15 protein-coding genes are annotated in these 14,371 nt (G+C 71.1%); 3 read left to right on the forward strand and 12 right to left on the reverse strand.

Annotation, left to right across the window (positions count from 1 at the left end; genetic code table 11):
* Positions 1-18: 18 nt before the first annotated feature.
* From fmdA to queC, 5 genes are all read right to left on the reverse strand, one after another.
* Positions 19-1,224 carry a formamidase gene (fmdA, locus tag KUG39_RS02845; RefSeq protein ID WP_094585380.1) on the reverse strand — a complete coding sequence of 402 codons (1,206 nt, stop codon included), beginning with the start codon at positions 1,222-1,224 and terminating at the stop codon, positions 19-21.
* A 166-nt stretch (positions 1,225-1,390) separates the two neighbouring features.
* On the reverse strand, positions 1,391-1,900 hold the full coding sequence (locus KUG39_RS02850) for a hypothetical protein (RefSeq protein ID WP_286192876.1): 510 nt from the start codon (positions 1,898-1,900) through the stop codon (positions 1,391-1,393).
* A 26-nt stretch (positions 1,901-1,926) separates the two neighbouring features.
* Positions 1,927-2,799, reverse strand: coding sequence for an aminotransferase class IV (locus tag KUG39_RS02855; RefSeq protein WP_216912664.1), 873 nt, complete (start codon positions 2,797-2,799; stop codon positions 1,927-1,929).
* On the reverse strand, positions 2,796-4,112 hold the full coding sequence (locus KUG39_RS02860; RefSeq protein WP_094585317.1) for an anthranilate synthase component I family protein: 1,317 nt from the start codon (positions 4,110-4,112) through the stop codon (positions 2,796-2,798). The genes KUG39_RS02855 and KUG39_RS02860 overlap by 4 nt, the downstream gene beginning before the upstream one ends.
* A complete protein-coding gene (gene queC / locus KUG39_RS02865; protein ID WP_286192877.1) occupies positions 4,109-4,960 on the reverse strand; it encodes a 7-cyano-7-deazaguanine synthase QueC in 852 nt (283 codons plus the stop codon). The genes KUG39_RS02860 and queC overlap by 4 nt, the downstream gene beginning before the upstream one ends.
* Between queC and KUG39_RS02870 the strand changes: the two genes are divergently transcribed.
* Positions 4,959-5,507: an ecotin family protein gene (locus tag KUG39_RS02870; RefSeq protein WP_094585318.1), complete on the forward strand. Its 549-nt coding sequence runs from the start codon at positions 4,959-4,961 to the stop codon at positions 5,505-5,507. The genes queC and KUG39_RS02870 overlap by 2 nt on opposite strands.
* Before the next feature lie 18 nt (positions 5,508-5,525).
* Here KUG39_RS02870 and KUG39_RS02875 read toward each other — a convergent pair whose 3' ends face one another.
* From KUG39_RS02875 to gcvT, 5 genes are all read right to left on the reverse strand, one after another.
* Positions 5,526-6,173, reverse strand: coding sequence for a 7-carboxy-7-deazaguanine synthase QueE (locus KUG39_RS02875; RefSeq protein WP_233133901.1), 648 nt, complete (start codon positions 6,171-6,173; stop codon positions 5,526-5,528).
* Entirely contained in the window at positions 6,148-7,827 is a 1,680-nt protein-coding gene (pyrG, locus tag KUG39_RS02880; protein WP_094585320.1) for a CTP synthase, read from the reverse strand. The genes KUG39_RS02875 and pyrG overlap by 26 nt, the downstream gene beginning before the upstream one ends.
* Positions 7,828-8,013: 186 nt before the next feature.
* Entirely contained in the window at positions 8,014-8,499 is a 486-nt protein-coding gene (locus KUG39_RS02885; protein WP_094585321.1) for a Dps family protein, read from the reverse strand.
* Positions 8,500-8,588: 89 nt separating this feature from the next.
* Entirely contained in the window at positions 8,589-10,412 is a 1,824-nt protein-coding gene (gene aspS / locus KUG39_RS02890) for an aspartate--tRNA ligase (RefSeq protein WP_094585322.1), read from the reverse strand.
* An 85-nt stretch (positions 10,413-10,497) separates the two neighbouring features.
* On the reverse strand, positions 10,498-11,613 hold the full coding sequence (gene gcvT, locus KUG39_RS02895) for a glycine cleavage system aminomethyltransferase GcvT (RefSeq protein ID WP_190610081.1): 1,116 nt from the start codon (positions 11,611-11,613) through the stop codon (positions 10,498-10,500).
* Positions 11,614-11,790: 177 nt separating this feature from the next.
* Here gcvT and KUG39_RS02900 point away from each other — a divergent pair, with 177 nt between their 5' ends.
* Positions 11,791-12,030: a hypothetical protein gene (locus tag KUG39_RS02900; protein ID WP_094585324.1), complete on the forward strand. Its 240-nt coding sequence runs from the start codon at positions 11,791-11,793 to the stop codon at positions 12,028-12,030.
* A 180-nt stretch (positions 12,031-12,210) separates the two neighbouring features.
* Positions 12,211-12,570 (forward strand): cyclic nucleotide-binding domain-containing protein, encoded by a 360-nt coding sequence (locus tag KUG39_RS02905; protein ID WP_233133902.1) that lies wholly within the window; start codon positions 12,211-12,213, stop codon positions 12,568-12,570.
* Here KUG39_RS02905 and speB read toward each other — a convergent pair.
* Both speB and speE read right to left on the reverse strand, forming a co-directional pair.
* Positions 12,564-13,448, reverse strand: coding sequence for an agmatinase (gene speB / locus KUG39_RS02910; RefSeq protein WP_216912666.1), 885 nt, complete (start codon positions 13,446-13,448; stop codon positions 12,564-12,566). The genes KUG39_RS02905 and speB overlap by 7 nt on opposite strands.
* On the reverse strand, positions 13,445-14,338 hold the full coding sequence (speE, locus tag KUG39_RS02915) for a polyamine aminopropyltransferase (protein ID WP_216912668.1): 894 nt from the start codon (positions 14,336-14,338) through the stop codon (positions 13,445-13,447). Before speE ends, speB begins: the two co-directional genes overlap by 4 nt.
* Positions 14,339-14,371 lie beyond the last annotated feature (33 nt).

The raw sequence follows: 14,371 nt of genomic DNA on the forward strand, positions 1-14,371 counted from the left end.
CTCCCTCCAGCCGGCCGATCAGCAGGGAAGAATGTCCTTGTCGAAGATCGAGGTGGGGATGGCGAGGGTGCAGCAGGCGTTCGGGATGTCGACGATGCCGCTGATCCTGCCCTCCACCGGCGCACAGCTCAGCAGCAGGTAGGCCTGCTCGCCGGTGTAGCCGAACTTCTTGAGGTACTCGATGGCGTTGAGGCAGGCACGCCGGTAGGCGATGTGGACGTCCATGTAGTACTGCTTGCCGTCGAATTCATCCACGGAGATGCCTTCGAACACCAGGTAGTCGGTGTAGTGGGGTTCCACCGGGCTGGTCTTGAACATGGGGTTGACCATCCCATACTTCGCCATGCCGCCCTTGATGATCTCGACGTGGAGGTCGAGATAGCCGGACATCTCGATAGCGCCACAGAAAGAGATCTCACCATCCCCCTGGGAGAAGTGGATGTCGCCCATCGAGAGCTTGGCCCCTTCGACATAGACCGGGAAATAGATCCGGGTGCCCTTGGTGAGGTTCTTGATGTCGCAGTTGCCGCCGTGCTCCCGGGGGGGCACCGTGCGGGCCGCTTCGTTGGCCACCCGCTCGAACTCGCTGCCGGGGAGGGTGCCGAGGATGGCGCTGTTGGGATTGGGCAGGGCCGCCAGCACCGGCTCGCTGCCGGAGAGGCCGGCGCCGTAGGTGCGGCGGTCGGGGGCGGTCTTCACCAGCTCCGTCTCACGACGGTTCCACTCGTTGAGCAGCTCGTGGGAGGGGGCGCAGCCGATCAGGCCCGGGTGGGTGATGCCGGCGAAACGAACGCCTGGAATGTGGCGGGAGGAGGTGTAGATGCCTTCCAGATCCCAGATGGCCTTGGCAGCCTTGGGGTAGTGATCGGTGAGGAAACCGCCACCGTTCTCCTTGGCGAAGATGCCCGTGAAGCCCCACTCATCCCCCTGCAGGGCACCGACATCAAGGATGTCCACCACCAGGATGTCGCCGGGCTGGGCGCCGTTGACCCAGATCGGGCCGCTGAGAACGTGAACGACCTCGAGATTCACATCCTCGATGTCCTTGGGATCGTCGTTGTTCTTGATCTGGCCATCGGTCCAGTCCTTGCATTCGATCCGGAACACGTCACCAGGATTCACGGAGGCCACGGCAGGGATTTCCGGATGCCAGCGGTTGTGCCCGGGCATGTCCTGCTGATCCATCGGCTTGGTGAGATCGACGGAGAAGAGTGTTTTGGGCATCGAGAAACCGAGGCGCAATTTCCCATCCATCCAAAAGGATGGCCTGCGGCCCGAAAGTGTCGATTGCTACAGGAAATTGGAGCCCAAGACTCGCTCCCAATGAATGAAATCAAGAATCATTATCAAGCCTGGCGCGGCGGTTGGCCGTCCCGATGCCGTCGGAGGATCAGGTGTCGTCGAAATCCCCTTTCCGGCAGAGATTGTCCTTCAACCGCGAGACCCAGACACTGGGATCCAGCTTGCCGGTCTGCTCCGTACGGCCATCAAAATGGAACAGGAACTGCCAGCGATTCTTGACCGGGAATGTTCTCTTGGCGTTGAGATCGCTGATCGGATCTCCGAAGATATTGTCATAGGTTTGCCAGCCTGGCTCTCCTTTGACGCTGCAGATCGCCGTGACTTCGTACATCTGACCCTTGCCATCGTCGCCCCCTGAGGTGACCTTCACGACACCCTTGTGCAGCCCATTGGCAATGCCCGGCTTGAACGCCCGCAACAGCTCCACCCGGTTCCCATCCACCTCCACGAGAAGGTCGCCCGGTTTGGCGTCCTGAACGGCCACCTCCTTGGGGGTGGCGGTGCAACCGGCCAGGGCGAGCCCCGTACCAGCGAGCAAGCCGGCCAGGAGTCCTGCCAGGTGCTTCCGGGACCCCAGGCCCCCCACAGCGTCGGACAACGTGATCGATCGATTCTGGGGCCAACCTATGACGACACCAGCAGCCGCTTCCAGAGGTCCAGGGCCCCGGCGGGCGCGGGCAGGTCGGTGTCGCCGCAGCGCCGGATCGGGCGGCAGCCGAGGCTGTTGATCAGCAGGGCCGCCTCGCTCTCCAGCAGGTCCGCCACGGACAACCGCTCCTCCCGCACCAGTCCCAGGGCCAGGCCGCGGCCCCGCATCACCCCCGGCAGGCAGCCGCTCTCCACGGGCGGCGTGATCCAGTCGCCCCTCCGGCGCAGCAGCAGGTTGGCGCTGGTGCCGCAGCAGAGGTCGCCGCCGCTGCCGAGCAGCAGGGCGTCCTCAGCCCCGGCGGCCCGGGCCTCCCGCAGGGCCTGGATGGCGCCGGCGTAGGCGAAGGTCTTGCAGCGGCTGACCAGGCTGGCTGCGTTGCGTCGCTCCAGCGCGCTGACGATCACCGTCACCGGGGTGGAGTTCGGGGTCCAGGGGCTCAGCTGCAGCCAGAAGCGGGGGCGGCCCTGGGGTTCGTCCGGCGCCGGCAGCGCCAGGCCCCGGCCGGCGCCGCTGCCCCGGCTCCAGTTGAGCCGCAGGGCCCCGCTGCCGGAGAGGCCACTGCGGGCCACGGCCTCGGCCAGCAGCGGCCGCACCCGATCGGCGCCGGTGGGTGGCGCCATTCCCAGGCTGGCGGCCGAGACGCGCCAGCGCTCCAGGTGCTCCGCCAGCAGCCGGGGCTCCCCTCCCTCGACCAGCACCGTTTCGAACAGGCCGTCGGCCAGCAGCAGGCCCCGGTCACTCAGGGGCAGGCAAAGCCGATCGGGATCGCCCCAGGTTCCCTCCGGGGACGGCCCGTCGATCCAGGCGATGGCCGTGCCGGCCGGATGGCTGCCGCCCTCGCCGCTCATGCCAGGGCCTCCAGCAGCGGTTCGATCTTCCAGCCCATCTCCCGGGCCTCCCCGGCCGGGTCGGAATCGGCCACGATGCCACCGCCGGCATGGAGGCGCAGGCGCCGGCCCTTCTGCAGCAGGGTGCGGATGAGGATGCTGCTGTCGAAGCTGCCGTCGGCGCCCAGGTGGAAGAGGGAGCCGCAGTAGGGCCCCCTCGGCACCGGCTCCAGCTGGTTGAGGCGCTGGCAGGCCCGCACCTTGGGGGCGCCGGTGATGGAGCCCCCCGGCCAGCAGGCCCGCAGCAGGTCGACCAGGCCGCGGCCGTCGGCGAGCCGCCCCATCACCACCGAAGTGAGGTGGTGCACATGGGCGTAGCTCTCCAGCCCCAGCAGCTGGGGCACATGCACCGACCCCGGCACGCAGACCCGGCCCAGGTCGTTGCGCAGCAGGTCGACGATCATCACGTTCTCGGCCCGGTCCTTGGGGTCGCAGATCAGCTCGGCGGCGCTGGCGGCATCGGCGTCGGGGTCGGCCCGGCGGGGCCGGGTGCCCTTGATCGGCCGCGTCTCCACCTGGCCGTTGGGGTGCAGGCGCAGGAAGCGCTCCGGCGAGGCCGAGATCACCGCCTCGCCGCCGGCGACCGCCAGGCCGGCGAAGGGGGCCGGACCGTGGCTCACCAGGCGGCCGTACAGCGCCAGCGGGTCGGGCGGCTCGGGCCGCAGGCTCTCGCAGCAGGCGGTGAGGTTGGCCTGGAACAGATCACCGGCGGCGATCCACTCCCGCAGGATCCCCACCTGGGCGGCATAGGTGTCCGGGGGGGTGTGCCAGTGCCACGCGTCCCGGGCGATGCCGGGCCCATCGGCCGGGCGCTCCCCGGCCCCGGCCACCGCCGCCCCGGTGGCGGGATCCTGCAGCAGCCGCACCATGGCCGCGAACCGGTCCGGGTCCTGGCCCTCCAGCCACAGCCGCCCCTCCCCCCGGTCGAAATGGATCAGGGGGTCGTGGCGGGCCGCCCACAGGGTGGCCATGTCGGAGGCCTGCCAGTGCTCGGCCGGCTCCACCCAGGCCCCAGCCTCGTAGCCGAGCCAGCCCAGCCACGGTCCCCCCTGGCGCTCCAGGTCCGCCAGGACGTCGAAAGGGTCGGCCGCCCCCGGGTCGCCCGGCAGCCCCCGGCAGGACACGGTGGCCACCGGATCCACCCCGAGCACGCCGCGGCAGCCGAGGGGGCTGCCGTCGCCGTCGAGCAGCACCAGCCCGTCCCGGCCGAAGCGCTCCGCCAGGACCACCGCCAGGGCCCGGGGCTCCAGCCAGGGGAGCGGGTCGCTCCTCAACGGCTCGCTCCGGCACGCACGGCGGAGCTGGTCAGGTCGGGCCGGCCCGCGGCCACCAGGGCGGCATCGCGGATACGGCAGCTGTCGCAGCGGCCGCAGGGGAGATCCTCGCCGCTGTAACAGCTCCAGGTGGCCGCGATCGGGACCCCGAGCCGCAGGGCCTCGCGCACGATGGTGGCCTTGTCCCAGGCCACCAGGGGGGCCCAGAGGCGGGCGCCACGGCCCTCGCGCCCTGCCTTGGTGGCCAGGTCGGCCAGGCTCTGGAAGGCGGCCAGGTAGTCCGGGCGGCAGTCGGGATAGCCGGAGTAATCCACCGCATTGACCCCGAGCACGAGGCTGGTGGCGCCCCGGGCTTCGGCCAGGCTCAGCCCCAGGGCGATGAACACCGTGTTGCGGCCGGGGACGTAGGTGGTGGGGATCACCCCCTCGACCACGCCGCCGTCGGGGACGGGGATGGCCGGATCGGTGAGGGCCGAGCCGCCCCAGGCCGCCAGGTTCACGGCGATCACGTGATGCTCCTCCAGCGCCAGGGCGCCGGCCACCGCGGCGGCGGCGTCCAGCTCGCGCCGGTGGCGCTGGCCATAGTCGAAGGAGAGGCCGATCACCCGGTGGCCCGCCTCGATCGCCAGGGCCGCGGCGGTGGCCGAATCCAGGCCGCCGGAGAGCAGGGCGATGGCCAGCGGCCTGGCTGGGGGGGGCGTGGCTGGAGGGGCTGGGGCAGGGGAGCGGGTGATGGGGCGGGCGGAGGCGGCAGCCCCCCCATTGTGGAAGCGGCCCGGAGGGGACGGAGCGATCGGAGGGTGCCATGGTGGTGGCTCCGGATTCCGGTCCCTACCGAGGTTCCCCATGGCCCATGCCCTGCGCCGTGCCACGGCGGCCGCGGCCACCGCCAGCGTCATCGTCAGCCTGCCGTCCCTGCTGGCGCTCGCGGCGGCGCCGGCCCGGGCCATCCCCCGGCTGGACCTGACGCCTTACCCCAAGCCCACCGCCGCCCAGACCCGCTGGGTGATCCAGCTCCCCGGGGTGCTGCCCCCCACCGCCGATCCGCGCCTGTCCCCCAACCCGAGCGACTGGCGGGTGCAGCTGATCGCCGGCCGGGAGGTGGAGGCCGACTGCAACCAGCGGGCCTTCCGGGGCCGCTTCCGCGCCAGCAAGGTGAAGGGCCTGGGCGTCAGCGTCTACACGGTGAGCGATGTGGGGCCGATGGTGTCGACCCTGATGGCCTGCCCCCCCGGCCAGGCCAAACGCAAGGTGTTCGTGCCGATGGGCAGCAAGCCCTTCGTGGTGCCCTACGACGCCAGCCGACCGATCGTCGTCTACACCCCGAAGGATCTGCAGCTGCGCTGGCGTCTCTGGAAGGCGGAGAAGGTGCAGCAGCCGGCCCAGGCCCTCTGAGGCCCCGGCGCTGGGGCCTCAGCGCACCCCCAGCCACTTGTGGCTCTGCAGGCTGAGCCGCCAGGCGGGGTGGGCGCGCACGTAGGCCACCGCCAGCTCCTTGGCGGCCGGCTCGTCCCAGGCGGGCTGGAGCAGGAGCCCGGGGCCGGGGGCGGCGGGCGGACGCAGGCGAACGGCCTCGGCGGCCATGGCTTCGGCGAAGGACAGGTCGGCCGGGGAGGTCACCACCACCTTGAGCTCGTCGCAGCGGGCCAGGAGGGTGGCGGCCGGGGGGCGGTGGGGCTTGGGCGAGAGGGTGATCCAGTCGAAGCGGCCGCTGGGCTGCCCCACGCCGCTGGTTTCCAGGTGCAGCGGCAGGCCCGCCGCCGCCAGGGCCGCGCACAGGGCGTCGAGGGGCTGCTGCAGGGGCTCGCCGCCGGTGATCACCACGAAGGCGGCACCGGCCGCAGCGGCGGCGCTGGCCTCGGCCGTCAGTTCGCCCAGGGGGCGCTGGGGATGGGCCGCCTGCGGCCAGGAGTGCTTGGTGTCGCACCAGGGGCAGCCCACGTCGCAGCCCGCCAGGCGGATGAAGAAGGCGCTGCGGCCGGCATGGAGCCCCTCCCCCTGCAGGGAGTGGAAGGTTTCCACCACCGCCGGGCCGTCAGCCGTAGATGGGGCTGGCGACACGGTCCACGGCCTCGCTGGGGGAGCCGGGCAGCCGCTGCTGGGCCGCCTCGATCAGCCCCCGGAACAGGGGATGGGGCTTGCCGGGGCGGGAGAGAAACTCCGGGTGGTACTGGCAGGCGGTGAAGAAGGGGTGGTCCTTCAGCTCGATCAGCTCCACCAGGCGGCCGTCGGGGGAGGTGCCGCTGATCTCGTAGCCCGATTCCAGGAACAGGGAGCGGTAGGCGTTGTTGAACTCGTAGCGGTGGCGGTGGCGCTCGTAGACCACCTCCTCGCCGTAGAGGCGCTGGGCCATGGTGCCCGCCGTGAGCCGACAGGGGTAGACGCCCAGGCGCATGGTGCCGCCCAGATCCACCACGTCTTGCTGTTCGGGCAGCAGGTGGATGACGGGATGCGGCGAGGCCGGATCCAGCTCGGCACTGGTAGCCCCCTCGAGGCCGGCCTGGTGGCGGGCCCACTCGATCACGGCGCACTGCATGCCCAGGCAGAGCCCCAGGAACGGCACCCGCTGCTCGCGGGCCCAGCGGATCGCCGCCACCTTCCCGTCGACGCCGCGGTTGCCGAAGCCCCCCGGCACCACCACCGCATCCATGCCCCGCAGCAGGGCATCGGCCCCCTGGCTCTCGATCTGCTCGGCGCAGATCCAGTGGAGGTCGAGGGAGGCATCCTGCTCCAGGCAGGCATGGCGCAGCGCCTCCACCACCGAGAGGTAGGCATCGTTGAGCTGCACGTACTTGCCCACCAGGGCCACCTTCACGGCGGGTCCGGGGTGGCGCAGCTTCTCCACCAGGTCCGCCCAGCGGGCCATGTCGCTGTCGTGGTCGACCAGGGAGAGAACGTCGAGCACCTGGCGGCAGAGGCCCTCGCTCTCCATCGCCAGGGGCACCGCGTAGATGCTGTCGGCATCGAGGGCCTGGATCACGGCGCTCGCCGGCACGCCGCAGAAGCCGCCGATCTTGGCCTTGAGGTCAGTGCTGATCGGCCGGTCGCTGCGGCAGACGAGCACGTCGGGCTGGATGCCGATCGAGCGCAGCTCCTTGACCGAGTGCTGGGTGGGCTTGGTCTTGAGTTCGCCGGAGGTGCCGATGTAGGGCAGCAGGGTGACGTGGACGTAGGCCAGGTCCTGGCGGCCGACATCGCCACGGAACTCGCGGATCGCCTCCAGGAACGGCAGCGACTCGATGTCGCCCACCGTGCCGCCGATCTCGGTGATCACCACGTCGGCGCCGCTGTTGGCCGCCACCCGGTGGATGCGCTCGCGGATCTCGCCGGTGATGTGGGGAATCACCTGGACGGTGCCGCCGTTGTAGTCGCCGCGGCGCTCCTTGTTGATCACCGCCTGGTAGATCGAGCCGGTGGTCACGCTGTTGAGGCGCGACATGGCGGTGTCGGTGAAGCGCTCGTAGTGGCCCAGGTCCAGGTCGGTCTCGGCGCCGTCCTCGGTGACGAACACCTCACCGTGCTGGTAGGGGCTCATCGTGCCCGGATCCACGTTGAGGTAGGGATCCAGCTTCAGGATCGAGACGCTGTAGCCGCGGGATTTCAGCAGCCGCCCGAGGCTCGCCGCCACGATCCCCTTGCCGATGCTGGACACCACCCCGCCGGTGACGAAGACGAACTTCGCGGCATGGCCCCGCGTGGCGGACGGTGCGGACATCGGGCGCTGCGCTGATCCCCCAATCTACCGACCCCTTCCAGTCCGCCCGCGCCCAGAGGCCTCCCCACCCAGCACCCCCCCTTCCCCCACACCCGGCCTCCTGGGGTGTGCGTCAGCGGCGCAGCCGAAGCCGGCCCGTTGCCCGCAAAGCGGGCTCGGACCGGCGCAGGCCGCGCCCGCTGACACTCACCCCTCCAGGAGACTCCGGAGCATCCAGGCGGTCTTCTCGTGGATCTGCAACCTCTGGGTCAGCAGGTCGGCGGTGGGCTGGTCGCTGGCCTCATCGGCGGTGGTGAACACCGAGCGGATCGTGCGGGCCACGGCCTCATGGCCCTCCACCAGCTCCCGCACCATGGCCAGGGCAGCGGGGACGCCTTCGGCCTCGGGGATCGAGGAGAGGCCGGCATAGAGGGTGCCGCCGTAGGGGGCGGGGAAACCGAGGGCCCGGATGCGCTCGGCGATCAGGTCGAGGGCGGTCCAGAGCTCGGTGTACTGGTCCATGAACATCAGGTGGAGCGTGTTGAACATCGGTCCGGTCACGTTCCAGTGGAAGCCGTGGGTCTTGGCGTAGAGCACGGTGCTGTCGGCCAGCACGCGGCCGAGACCCTCGGCGATCTGCTGGCGCTGGTCCGCCGGGATGCCGATGTCGATGGGGGGAGCGGTGATGGCCATGGCGGAGGAGCGGGAGGCACCAGTCTAAGGCGAAGTGACTCCGCTTTATGGCGGCGCCATGGCGGCAATGGCGCGGCAGCGGCGGCCCCTCAGCCCTCCTCCTCCATCCAGGTACTGGCCACGTGCAGCTCCTCCAGCTGCTTGGGCGCCACATCGGCCGGGGCCTGGGTCATCAGGCAGCGGGCCTGCTGGGTCTTGGGGAAGGCGATCGTGTCGCGGATCGACTCCTCGCCGGCCAGCAGCATCACCAGCCGGTCCATGCCGAAGGCGATGCCGCCGTGGGGCGGGGCGCCCATGTCGAGGGCCTCCATCAGGAAGCCGAACTGGCGCTCGGCCTCCTCGAGCGGCAGGCCGATGGTCTGCAGCACCTGGCGCTGCAGGGCGGAATCGTGGATGCGCAGCGAGCCGCCGCCCAGCTCCAGGCCGTTGAGCACCAGGTCGTAGGCCTGGGCGCGGGCCGTGGGGAGGGTGGCCGTCCAGGCGGTGGGGTCGCCGCCCAGATCCTCGGCGTTGGGGGCGCAGAAGGGGTGGTGCAGGGCTTCGAGGCGGTTCTCGCCGGCGTTGAACTCGAACATCGGGAAGTCCACCACCCAGAGGAAGTTCCACTGGTCGTTGTCCCGCTCGGCCGGCACCAGGCCGAGTTCGCGGGCCAGGTACTGGCGCACCCGGTCGAGGGCCTTGTTGACGGTGGCGGTGTCGCCGGCACCGAACAGCAGCAGGGTGCCTTCCGTAGCGCCGGTGCGCTCCAGCAGTTCCGCCTTCATCTCGGCCGTGAGGTTGTCCTTGATGGCGCCGATCGTGTCGATCTCGCCGCCGGCCCGCACCCGGATGAAGGCCAGGCCGCCGGCCCCCGCCTTCTGGGCCTCGCTGAACACATCACCGCCGGGCTTGATGCGCACGTTGCTGACGGCCTCGTTGCCGCCGGCCACGGCGATGCACTTCACCGAGCCCCCGGCCGCCACGGCGCCGGAGAACACCTTGAAGCCCATGTCCCGGACGATGTCCGAGGCGTCGGTGAGCTCCATGCCGTAGCGGGTGTCGGGCCGGTCGGTGCCGTAGCGCGCCATCGCCTCGTGCCAGGTGAGGCGGGGGAACGGCCGCGGCAGCTCGATGCCCTTCACCTGTTTCCAGATGGCGGCGATCAGGCCCTCGTTGAGCGCCAGGATCTCCTCCTGGTCCATGAAGCTCATCTCCATGTCCAGCTGGGTGAACTCCGGCTGGCGGTCGGCCCGCAGGTCCTCGTCGCGGAAGCAGCGGGCCACCTGGTAGTAGCGCTCGATGCCCCCCACCATCAGCAGCTGCTTGAACAGCTGGGGCGACTGGGGCAGGGCGAACCACTCACCGCCGCAGACCCGCGACGGCACCAGGTAGTCGCGGGCGCCCTCGGGGGTGGAGCGGGTGAGCACCGGGGTCTCCACCTCGATGAAGCCCTCCCCCTCCAGATAGCCGCGGGCGGCCTTCACGGTGGCGTGGCGCAGCCGCAGGTTGCGGCCCATGCGCTCGCGGCGCAGGTCGAGGTAGCGGTGGCGCAGGCGCAGCTCCTCGCGGGTGTTCTCCTCGTCGTGCACCGACACCGGGAAGGGGAGGTTGCCGCGCACGTCGTTGAGCACCGTGATGCCGCTCGCCAGCACCTCGATGGCGCCGGTGGCCAGGCGTTCGTTGAGGGACTCGGCCGGCCGGGCCCGCACCTTGCCCTCCACCCGCAGGACGGTCTCGTTGCGCAGCCGCTCGGCCACGGCGAAGGCGGCGGGGGCCAGGTCGGGATCCACCGTGATCTGCACGGTGCCGCTGCGGTCGCGCAGGTCGATGAAGATCACCCCGCCGTGGTCGCGGCGCCGGTCGACCCAGCCGCACAGCTGGGCCTGCTGGCCGATGGCGTCGTTGCGCAGGTCGCCGCACCCGTGGCTGCGCATGGTGGCAAGCAGAACGAATCCGCGAGTTTCCCACAGGGCGCCTGCGGGCAGTTCTGGAGGGGCCGGACCAGCGCAGAAAGGATGCTCAGCCGCGCCGGTAGAACGGCCGTCTGACCACCACGGCCGGCTCGGCCCGCCCGCGGATCTCCACCGCCAGCTCCGTTCCGGGCTTCGCCGCCGCCGCCGGCACGTAGGCCAGGGCCACCGCTTCCCCCAGGGTGGGGGACCAGGTGCCGCTGGTGACCTCGCCCACCGGCTCCCCATCGAGGAGCACCGGGTAGCCATGGCGGGCGATGGCGCGGCCCTGCAGCTTCAGTCCCACCAGCTTGCGGCCCACCCCTTCGGCGGTCTGGCGCTCCAGGGCGGCGCGGCCGATGAAGTCCGCCGGCATTTCCAGGTGCACCAGCCAGCCCAGGCCCGCCTCCAGCGGCGTGGTGGCCGCGTCCATCTCGTTGCCGTAGAGGTGCATCGCCGCCTCCAGCCGCAGGGTGTCGCGGGCGCCGAGACCGCAGGGGGTGACGCCGTCGGCCAGCAGCCGCTGCCACAGCGCCACGCCGGCCTCGCGGGCCAGCAGCAGCTCGAAGCCGTCTTCACCGGTGTAGCCCGTGCGACCCACGAACACCGGCGCGCCGTCGATGGCCAGCTCCCGGTGGCCGAAGCGGGGCAGGCCCGCCAGGCTCGTGCCCACCAGGGCCTCGAGGCGGGCGGGGGCCTCCGGGCCCTGCAGGGCCAGCAGCACCCCGTCGCCCTTGCGGTCGGTGATGGTGATCCCCTCGGGTTCCAGCTGGCTGGCGATCCAGGCGGTGTCGGCCTCGGCACAGGCGGCATTGATCACCAGCACCACTTCATCGCGCTCCCCCTCGGGCCCAGCGACGCGGCCGCGGTCGTAGACGATCAGGTCGTCAAGGATGCCGCCGGCCTCGTTGAGCAGCACCGTGTAGCAGGCCTCGCCGGGGCCGATCCGGAACAGGTCGGTGGGCACCAGCCGCTGCAGGGCGTCCTTGGTGCCCTGGCCCCGCAGGGTGAGCACCCCCATGTGGGAGATGTCGAAGACGCCGCAGTGCTGGCGCACGGCGTTGTGCTCCTGCACCAGGCCGGCGAACTGGATCGCCATCTGCCAGCCGGCGAAGGGCACCATGCGGGCCCCGGCGGCGGTGGCGGCGGCGTCCAGGGGTGTGCGGCGCAGGGAGGTGGAATCCATCGGAGGCGACCGGCCGGCCAGGGGGACGCCGGAGCAGGGTGGCGCGATCCTATGGACTGAGCGCCGCCAGTACTGGAGGTGGGGCCTCCAATACCGAAGAAAGCCTGTGATTCGGCTTCCACCCCTATCACACCGGCAAGGAAATGCGTACCTTGAATGGCCCAATGGGTCAAGAGGATGGGCAACCGTCCCAACTGCCGCAGCTGCCGCCACTGCACCCCTCCCGCCGGGGTGGAGATGGGATGGTGCCAGCTGCGTCAGCTCCCCATCCACCCCGAGCTGGTGGCCGAGCTGTGGTGCCACCACTGGACGGCCCGTCCGCCGCGGCTGCCGGTGGTGTCCCCCGAGGCCCTGCTCAAGCAAGCCCGCCATCCGGTGGCCAGCCAGCAGCTGAGCCTGGCCACCGGCCTCTCCTGACGTCAGGCGGACGAAAACATGTGTCGGTTGATGCCTTTTTGGCATTCTTCCGCCGTTTCACCCCGGCTTCTCCTAGCGGAACGCCCCGTTCCGCCCTAGGAAGGCTCAATACGTCCACCCCGACCACGGAGGTCCCCTGCATTGATCAGAACCGCCACATCCCCATCACCCCTTGAGCTGATGGCCGTTCATGTGGATTGTGAGACCTTCACCCTCCCGACCGGCGCCCACGTCTTCTCCCGTGGCGCCACTGCCAACGCCATCTATGCCGTGCGTCGCGGCATCGTCGAGCTGGTGGGCGAGCAGGGCGAAAAAACCTGCTACCGCCCCGGTGAGCTGTTCAGCTACCAGGACATCACCTGGCGCGAATTGAGCCACCGCAGCGACGCCTTCGCCCGCACCCCCGTGGAGGTGCTGCGCCTCGACCGGCTCCGCTTCCTCAACCTGCTGCACAACCACCCCACCCTGGCCGTGCAGCTGATCGGGCAGCAGCACACCCGCCTGCGGGAGCAGCGCGCCAGCGGCACCTGCTGCTACTGAGCCGGGGCGCCTGAGGGCACCGGCCGCCCGAGCAGCAGCAGCAGGCTGCGGGTCACCTTGGCGGCCAGCACGGCGCTGACGCCGCTGGGGTCGAGCTGGGGGGCCAGCTCCACCACGTCGGCGGCCACGAGCCGGTGCTGGCTCAGCTCCTCCACCAGCTCAGCGAACTGGGGCCAGTGGAAGCCTCCGGGTTCGGGCGTGCCCGTGCCCGGCAGCACCGCCGGATCGAACCAGTCCAGGTCAACGGTGAGATACAGGGGCCGGCCCCGCAGGGGTGCCAGCGCCGCCGCCATGGCGTCGATCGGCACCAGGCGGCCGGTGACGCGCAGCTCCTGGAACTCCTCGCGGGTGCCGCTGCGGATGGCGATCTGGCGCAGCTCGCCGCTGGGCAGCACCTCCAGGCAGCGGCGCATGGCGCAGGCGTGGCTGTGGTGGGCCCCGAGCCACTCCTGGCGCAGGTCGGCGTGGGCATCGAGCTGCACCAGCACCAGATCGGGATGGCGCCGCGCCACCGCCGCCACCGCCCCGCTGCTGATCGAGTGCTCACCGCCCAGCATCAACGGCGCCAGGCCCAGATCCAGCACCGCCTCAGTCGCCCGGCCCACGGCCTCCACCACCGGCTCGGGGGCGCCGAAGGGGATCGCCACGGCCCCGAGGTCGGCGAAGGCCAGGTCCTCGAGGTCGCGGTCGAGCTGGGGGTCGTAGCTCTCCAGGCCGCTGCTCACATCCCGGATCGCCGCCGGGCCGAAGCGGGCGCCGGGACGGAAGGAGGTGGTGCCGTCGTAGGGAACGCCGAACAGGCCCACGGCGCAGCCGAGGGGGTCGCGGCGGGCGCCCATGTAGATCGCCCCTTCGGTGTCGAACAGCTCCTGGCTCATGACTGGCTCGCCGCGTCGACCAGGGCGCGCTCCACGAAGGCCGGCACCGCCTCGAAGGCCCCCCGCTGCCAGCGGGGCGACCAGATGCTGCAGCCCGGCGCCACCGCCGCGGCCCGCTCCGGCAGCGGCTCGCGGTAGCGGGGGCCGTCGGGGCAGGCGAAGGTCCAGCTCCACCAGCCGCTCGGGTACATCGGCACCCAGCCGTACATCGGATCGGCGTGGCCGAACACCTCCCGCAGCAGCCGCACGGTATCGATGTGGACCTGGCGGAAGGCCTCGGGGGATTCGCTCTGGGTGGCGAACACGCCGCCGGGGCGCAGCAGGCGGCGGCAGTTCTCGAAGAACGTGCGGTTGAACAGGCCCTCGGCCGGCCCGGCGGGATCGGAGCCGTCCACCAGCACCACGTCGTAGCTGGCGTCAGGGGCGTTGGCCGCCCAGGCGATGCCGTCGCCGACGGTGAGGTGGAAGCGGGGGTCGCTCCAGGCGGCGCCGCCCAGGCTGGGCAGGTGCCTGCGGGAGAGCTCCACCACCAGCCCGTCGATCTCCACCATGTCGAGGTGGGCGACACCGGGGTGGCGCAGGCACTCGCGGGCGGTGCCGCCGTCACCGCCGCCGATCACCAGCACCCGCTCGATGGAGGCGGCGGCGCAGAGAGCCGGATGGACCAGGGGTTCGTGGTAATGCCGTTCCTGCCGTTCCGCTGTCATCCAGCAGCCGTCGAGCAGCAGCCCCTTGCCGTAGGTGTGGCTGTCGATGATGGTGATGCGCTGGTAGGGGCTGGTGTGCTCCTCCACCACGGTGGCGGCCAGGCCGTAGCGCACCCCGCCCAGTTCCTCGTCCACCCAGGCGCCCGGGGGGCAGGCGTCGGCCGGTGGCTGTTGCGGTCCCATGCGGTTGGCTCGTGGCTTTCCAGCTAAACCTTC

Origin of the sequence: Synechococcus sp. CCAP 1479/10 (assembly GCF_019038515.1) — a bacterium.
Taxonomy (GTDB): Bacteria; Cyanobacteriota; Cyanobacteriia; order PCC-6307; family Cyanobiaceae; genus Cyanobium.